The organism is Paraconexibacter sp. (assembly GCF_041602235.1).
Classification (GTDB): Bacteria; Actinomycetota; Thermoleophilia; order Solirubrobacterales; family Solirubrobacteraceae; genus Paraconexibacter.
Genome location: NZ_JBFIGP010000219.1, coordinates 1 through 6,633, shown reverse-complemented (window position 1 = coordinate 6,633; position 6,633 = coordinate 1). Strand labels below are relative to the sequence as shown.

Annotated in this window: 6 protein-coding genes; all 6 read right to left on the bottom strand. The window is 72.0% G+C overall.

Going from position 1 to position 6,633, the window contains the following annotated elements:
* Positions 1–177 precede the first annotated feature (177 nt).
* Positions 178–1,350 carry a M20/M25/M40 family metallo-hydrolase gene (locus tag ABYE80_RS15400; RefSeq protein ID WP_372791177.1) on the bottom strand — a complete coding sequence of 391 codons (1,173 nt, stop codon included), beginning with the start codon at positions 1,348–1,350 and terminating at the stop codon, positions 178–180.
* 9 nt (positions 1,351–1,359) lie between these two features.
* On the bottom strand, positions 1,360–3,042 hold the full coding sequence (locus ABYE80_RS15395) for a CTP synthase (RefSeq protein WP_372791176.1): 1,683 nt from the start codon (positions 3,040–3,042) through the stop codon (positions 1,360–1,362).
* The gene (locus ABYE80_RS15390; RefSeq protein WP_372791174.1) at positions 3,035–3,865 is read right to left on the bottom strand and encodes a hypothetical protein; all 831 of its coding nucleotides are present in this window, start codon (positions 3,863–3,865) and stop codon (positions 3,035–3,037) included. The genes ABYE80_RS15395 and ABYE80_RS15390 overlap by 8 nt, the downstream gene beginning before the upstream one ends.
* Positions 3,866–3,913: 48 nt before the next feature.
* Entirely contained in the window at positions 3,914–4,846 is a 933-nt protein-coding gene (locus ABYE80_RS15385) for a hypothetical protein (protein ID WP_372791173.1), read from the bottom strand.
* A complete protein-coding gene (locus tag ABYE80_RS15380) occupies positions 4,843–5,709 on the bottom strand; it encodes a copper transporter (RefSeq protein ID WP_372791172.1) in 867 nt (288 codons plus the stop codon). Before ABYE80_RS15380 ends, ABYE80_RS15385 begins: the two co-directional genes overlap by 4 nt.
* Before the next feature lie 44 nt (positions 5,710–5,753).
* A partial coding sequence (gene steA, locus ABYE80_RS15375; RefSeq protein ID WP_372791171.1) for a putative cytokinetic ring protein SteA occupies positions 5,754–6,633 on the bottom strand: 880 nt, incomplete at its 5' end.

Below are 6,633 nucleotides of genomic sequence, written 5' to 3'. Positions count from 1 at the left end.
TCCTCATCCGCGCGATGTCGTTCCAGCAGTAGAGCGTCGCCACGCCGGGCGCCGGGACGGGGCGGCACGGGTGCGCGCCGGGGGTGAGGATTCCGAGCCACATGCCGCCAGGCAACCACGGCGCGGCGCCCGCGACGGCGCATGCCCTCGAATCGGCGCTTTGTCGTCAGCCAGGCGTCACGAAGACGGCACGGAGGCCGCGTCCGCGGCCGCGAGCAGGAGCGCCAGCGACACGTCGAGCATGCCCTCGAGCGCGTCGTCGCTGACGCGCTCGGTGCGCTCGTGGTTGCGCTCGGTGCCGTTGGCGAGGTTGACGGTCGCAGGCCCACCGAGGGCCATCAGCGCGTTGGCGTCCGTACCGCCCCCCGTGACGATGTGGCGCGGCTCGTAGCCGCACCTGCGCAGCGCGTCCTCCGCGACCCGGACCGCGAGCTCGTCGGGGTCCTGGCGGTAGCCCTCGAACAACCGGGCGACCGTGATGTCGACGTCGACCGCTCCGTCCGGGTCGTTGGCGGCATCGTGCAGCACGTCGACGACCTGCGCGACGACCGCCTCGGCCCGCTGCGGGTCCAGCGACCGCACCTCGGCGAGCACCGTGGCGCGCTCGGGCACGACGTTGGTCGCGCCGGGAGGGCCGCCGTGGACGTGACCGACGTTCGCCGTGGTCTGAGCGTCGAGCCGGCCATGGGGCATCGCGACGATCGCGCGGGCGGCGGCGCGCACCGCGCTGCGCCCGGTCTCCGGTCGGATGCCGGCGTGTGCGGCGGCGCCCAGGAAGTCGGCCTGGATCCGGTAGTAGGTCGGTGACGCCAGCGCGATCTCGCCGATCGGGGACGCGTGGTCGAACACGTACCCGTAGGCGCTCTCGAGCGAGCCGACCTCCAGCGCGGACGCGCCGGCCAGCGCGGTCTCCTCACCCGGGGTGAAGAGGAGCTCGACCCCGACCGGGCTGCCCTCGAGCGCCAACCGGCGCGCGAGCACCAGCAGGACCGCGACCGCCGCCTTGTTGTCCGCTCCCAGGATCGTGTCGCCGGCGCTGACCCAGCCTCCGTCCTCGTGGACCGGCTCGACGACACCGTCGTGCGGCACCGTGTCCAGGTGGGCGCAGAGCAGCAGCGGCGGCAGGTCGGCCCGAGTCCGGGGTGCCGGGATCCTGGCGAGCAGGTTGCCGCTGCCCAACCCGGTGAGGGCGGCGCTGCCGTCCTCCTGCACCGCCAGACCGAGGGAACGGAGCTCGGCGATGACCCGATCGGCCATCGCCCGCTCCTCACCGGAGACCGAGCGGATCGCGCACAGCTCCGCGAACACCTCGTGGAGGCGTCGCCGCTCGACCTCCGTCGCGGGTCGCACCGCGCCGGGTCAGTGCGAGCGCGCGGCGTCGCCGCGCGAGGCCTGCACGTCACCGTCGGGATGCGTGGCGACCGCCCGGCCCATCGCCGCACCCACGAACTCGCGGAACAACGGCGCCGGACGCTCCGGCCGGGACTTGAACTCCGGGTGGTACTGGCTGGCGACGAAGAACGGATGGTCCGCGAGCTCGATGACCTCCACGAGACGCTCGTCCGGCGAGGTGCCGGACACGATCAGCCCCGCCGCCTCCAGCCGCTTGCGCAGGCTGATCGACACCTCGTAACGGTGCCGGTGACGCTCGTAGACGACGGCCTCGCCGTACAGCTCACGCGCACGGGTGCCCTCGTGGAGCTTCACGGGGTCGGCGCCGAGCCGCATCGTGCCGCCGAGGTCCGCGACCTCCTTCTGCTCCGGCAGCAGATCGATCACCGGCCACTCCGTCTCGATGTCGAACTCCGTCGAGTTCGCACCCGGCATGCTCGCGACGTGCCGGGCGAACTCGGCGACGGCGATCTGCATGCCGAGGCAGATGCCCAGGTACGGGATGTTCTGCTCGCGGGCGACCCGCGCAGCGCGGATCTTGCCCTCCACGCCGCGGCCGCCGAAGCCTCCCGGCACCAGGATGCCGTCCTGCTCGCCCAGGCGCTCGCGAGCGACCTCGTCGCTCGTCAGCGTCTCGGAGTCCACCCACTCGAGCTCGATCTTCCCGCCGTGGTGGATGCCGGCGTGGCGCAGCGCCTCGCAGACGGACAGGTACGCGTCCTCGAGCTGGACGTACTTGCCGACCAGGGCGATCCGCACCGGCTGGCTCGCCTCGCGAGCCCGCTGCACGACGGTCTCCCACTCGCCCAGGTCCGCCTCGCGCGGGGCCTCGAGCCCGAGCTCGTCGAGGATGAACTGGTCGACCGCCTGCTCGTGGTACCAGAGCGGCACCTCGTAGATGTCCTTCACGTCCTTGGCGGAGACGATGGCCTCCACGGGCAGCGAGGCAAAGAGGGCGATCTTCTTGCGGATGTCGAGCGACAGCTCGGACTCCGACCGGCACAGCAGCATGTCGGGCTGGATGCCGATGCGACGCAGCTCGTTGACCGAGTGCTGGGTCGGCTTGGTCTTCAGCTCGCCCGCGTGCCCGATGTAGGGCACCAGCGTGAGGTGCAGGAACAGGCAGTTGCGGCGCCCGACGTCGACCGGGAACTGGCGGATCGCCTCGAGGAAGGGCAGCGACTCGATGTCGCCGACCGTGCCACCGATCTCCGTGATGACCACGTCGACGTCGGAGGTCTCGGCGATCAGCTTGATGCGGTTCTTGATCTCGTCGGTGATGTGCGGGACGACCTGGACCGTCCCACCGAGGTAGTCGCCGCGGCGCTCGCGCTTGATCACCGAGTTGTAGATCCCGCCGGCGGTGACGTTCGAGGCCCGGGAGGTGTTGGAGTCGGTGAACCGCTCGTAGTGCCCGAGATCGAGGTCCGTCTCGGCCCCGTCCTCGGTCACGAAGACCTCGCCGTGCTGGTACGGCGACATCGTGCCGGGGTCGACGTTGATGTACGGATCGAACTTCTGCAGGCCGACGGTGAGGCCCCGGGACACCAGGATCCGGCCGATCGAGGCGGCGGCGATCCCCTTCCCCAGGGACGACACGACGCCTCCGGTGACGAAGATGTACCGGGTCTTGGTGTTCTGTTCAGGCACGGTGCACTCTCCCGAGCGAGTCTAGGTGACGGAGTCCTGGAGTGCGTTCGACGAACGCGGAAATTGAGCGGAATTCGCCGTAGGCGGTGACGGCGAGCAGGACGATGGCGGCGATGCCGAGGCCGAGGTTCGAGTCGATCGTGCCGACCAGCCAGAGCCCGGCGACCGCGCCGATCGCGTTGGAGCCCGTGTCCCCGAGCATCCCCTGCTCGCGCAGGTCGAAGGCCCCGCAGACGAGGAAGGCCGCCGTCCACGCGCCGAGCCCCCAGAAGAGATCCGCGTCCCAGGCGACCACGGCGCACCCGGCGACCACCAGCGCGTAGGCCTTCACCGCGCGGCCCGGGCGGAGGTCCAGCAGGTTGAAGAGGTTCGTGCACAGCACGAGCACGAGTGCGCTGAGCAGCCAGTCGAGCTCGTCGCCGGGCGGCCGCGCCGTGGCGAACAGCGCGAGGCCGCCGATGCCGACCGCCTTGAGCGCCCCTGTCGAGAACCGCCCCTCGCGCACCGCGGCGGCGTGGCCGCGCCAGCCGCGCGAGGCCCCCGAGTAGGCGTCGTCGGCCAGGCCCAGCGCGACGACCCCGAGCACGAAGCCGACGCCCGCCACGCCGAGCGCATCGTCGACGCCGAGCACCTGCAGCAGGGCCAGCGGCACGAACGCGATGGTCACGGCGGCGGGGATCAGCAGCCCGAGCGGACACGGCAGGGCGACGCCCCGGTAGTTGGTGACCGTGAAGCCTCCGTCGGCCAGGCCGCGGAGCAGCGGGGCCCCGATCAGCGCCGCGACGGCGACGGTGATCACGAACGGCAGGGCGTCTTGCGGCACGGGTGGGCAACCTAGCGGGCGCCACGGACGACGCGGGTCGTCCGGCGGTCAGCGTCCGGGGCGGGGCGGTTCCCAGCCGGGCGGCGCGCTGGCGGGTGGCTCCCAGTCGGCGGGCGGGCCGGCGGGCTCGTGGTCGGCAGCCCGGTCCGCAGCGGGCTCGTGGTCGCCAGGCCGGTCCGCCGGACCAGCCGGTGTCCCGGCAAGACGCCCGATCGCGTCACGTTCCTCTCCGCCCCTCGCTACGGGACTCGACGCGTGCAGCCCGCTCTCGCTCCGCGCGAGCAGCGTGAAGAAGAGGATCGTGGTGGCGAGCGCCTGGAACGACAGGGTGAACGGCTCCACGATCATCGTGGCGATGAGCAGGATCAGGGCGCTGTCGGCGCTCTGCGCAGCGGAGGCCGCCGGCAGCGTCACCAGCGCCCCGAGCACGCCCGCCAGCAGGTTGATGACGACGATCACCGCGAGCACCCACCAGGCGTTCCCCCGGACGAGGTTCCAGGAGCGCCGCAGGGCGTCCGTCCCGCGCCGGTTCTCGACGACGACCGCCTGCGCGGACACCGAGAGGTGCGCCAGGAGGATGATCCCGGGGACGATGAGCGCCAGGAAGCCGGCGAACACCGCGAGGCCGACCATGATCACCACGGCCAGCACCGGCGCGAACACGTCGAGTCCCTCGCGGACCGCCTGCCCGACCGTGGGCTGCTCCCCCCGCTCGATCGCGAGGATCGCGCGGACCTGCATGGCGGTGATGAGCGGCACGGTGATGACCGCCGAGACGGCGGCCGGCAGCAGCGCCTCCGCGACGGTCGGGTTCTCCTCGTAGCCGGCGGTGAGCTGACCGAGCCCGATCCCGCTGACGACCAGGTCCACCGGGACGACGACCCCGGCGGCGAGCAGCAGGAACAGCTTCAGATGGCTGCGGTACAGGGCGAAGGCGGCGTCGAGCAGCTCGCCCAGCGAACGGTCGCGGATGAGCGTCACTGTCCGGGCCCCACCACGTCGGGCAGCAGCGCCTCGGCCGAGTCCTTGATGCCGAACGTGCCTTGAGCGCCGGCGAGCGCGAGCACGAGCCCGGCCCGGCCCTCGATGCGGTCGATGGCGTCGACGCTCGACAGGTCCCGCTTCTCGAACCACGAGATCTGCGACGGGTCGGCGTCGGATGCCTCGGCGCCGACGACGCGCGCACCGCTTCGGCGGATCCCGGTCACCAGGCCGTCCTCGAAGGCGTCCCGGGTGGTCGCCGCGGCTCCCTCCAGGTCCGGCGAGCGGCGGACGAGCACCACGGAGGTGACGTCGCCGATCTCCCCGTTGAGGGTCTTGAAGAGCGCCTCGCGGAGCTCGCCGATCAGCTTGCCGCCCGACACGAGCTGCACCCCGACCCGGACACCGAGCCCGTTGGCGAGGTCCTCGTCGCCCGCGGTGAGCCGCTCGTAGCGGGTCCCGTCGGCGGCCCCGGCCAGCTCTCCGGTGTCCAGTGGCTCCCGCAGGACGCCGACGGCCACGAGCTTCGCACCCGTCCCGACGAGGGCGTTCCGGACGTTCTCCGCGATGTCGTCCGAGCCCGGTCCGAGGAAGATCAGGGCGACCCGGCCGCCGTTCAGCCGGTCGGCGACGAGCGGCTGATAGGCCTCCTGGGCGAACCGGTTGCTCTCCGCCACCTGCTCGCGCAGGTCGTCGGACCGCTTGTTGGCGTCGCGGACGTCCGAGCGCAACAGCGCGCGCAGATCGCGCTCGGCGCTGGAGACCAGGCCCTGATCGCCGATCGCCACGCCGAGCAGCAGCCCGATGAGCAGGGCCACGAAGACGGCGACGAGCGAGAGCGCGTGGTAGCGGAAGTCGAACACGACAGGCGGCGCAGGCTACCGGGACCGCTCGCGGAACCGAGGTCTCAAAGCTCGTACCCGAGCAGGACGCGGAGCTTCAGCCAGAGCAGGTCGGCCACTTCGCGCAGCCCTGGTGTCAGGAGCACGACCGCGGCGAGGGTGACCAGGCCGGTGGCGAGCACCAGCCCGATCGGGGCGGCGCGAGGCAGGGGCCGGTACAGCCGGCTCACGCCCTTGGCGTCGACGATGATCTCCCCGAGGCGCAGGCGCGTGAGGAACGTCGAGCTCATCCCCCGCCGGTTCTTGTCGAGGAACTCCATGAGGTTGAGCTGCGCCCCGACGCTCACGATCAGCTCCGCGCCCTTCTCGGCGGCGATCAGCATCGCGATGTCCTGGCTGGTCCCCGGAGCGGGCACGACCTTGTGGGCGAGGCCGAGGCTCTCGAGATGGTCCCGGCCGGGCGCCCGGCCGTCCGGGTAGGCGTGCACGACGAGCTCGGCGCCGCAGCGCAGCGTCCGCTCCTGCGCGGAGTCCATGTCGCCGACGATCATGTCCGGTGCGAAACCGGCCTCGAGGATGGCGTTGGCCCCTCCGTCGACACCGACGAGGACGGGCTTCACGTCGCGGATGTAGGGCCGCAGCGCCTGCAGATCGGACTCGTGGTCCACCCCGCGCACCACGATCAGCACGGGCCGGTCGCGGAAGTCGGTGTCGAAGCGCGGCAGCTCGATCCGGCCGGACAGCAGCTCCTGCTCCTCGAGCATGTGCTCGATCGTGTTCCGCGCGAACGCCTCGAGTGCCTCACCGATGTCGGCCCGGGACTTCTCGTTCGCCGCGCGGACCTGCTCCGGCTCCTGCACGACGCCCTGGGTGACGACGCTCCCGCGAGCCAGGACCTGGCCGCCCCGGACCTCGATCGGCTCGCCGTCGTCGATCGCGTCGAAG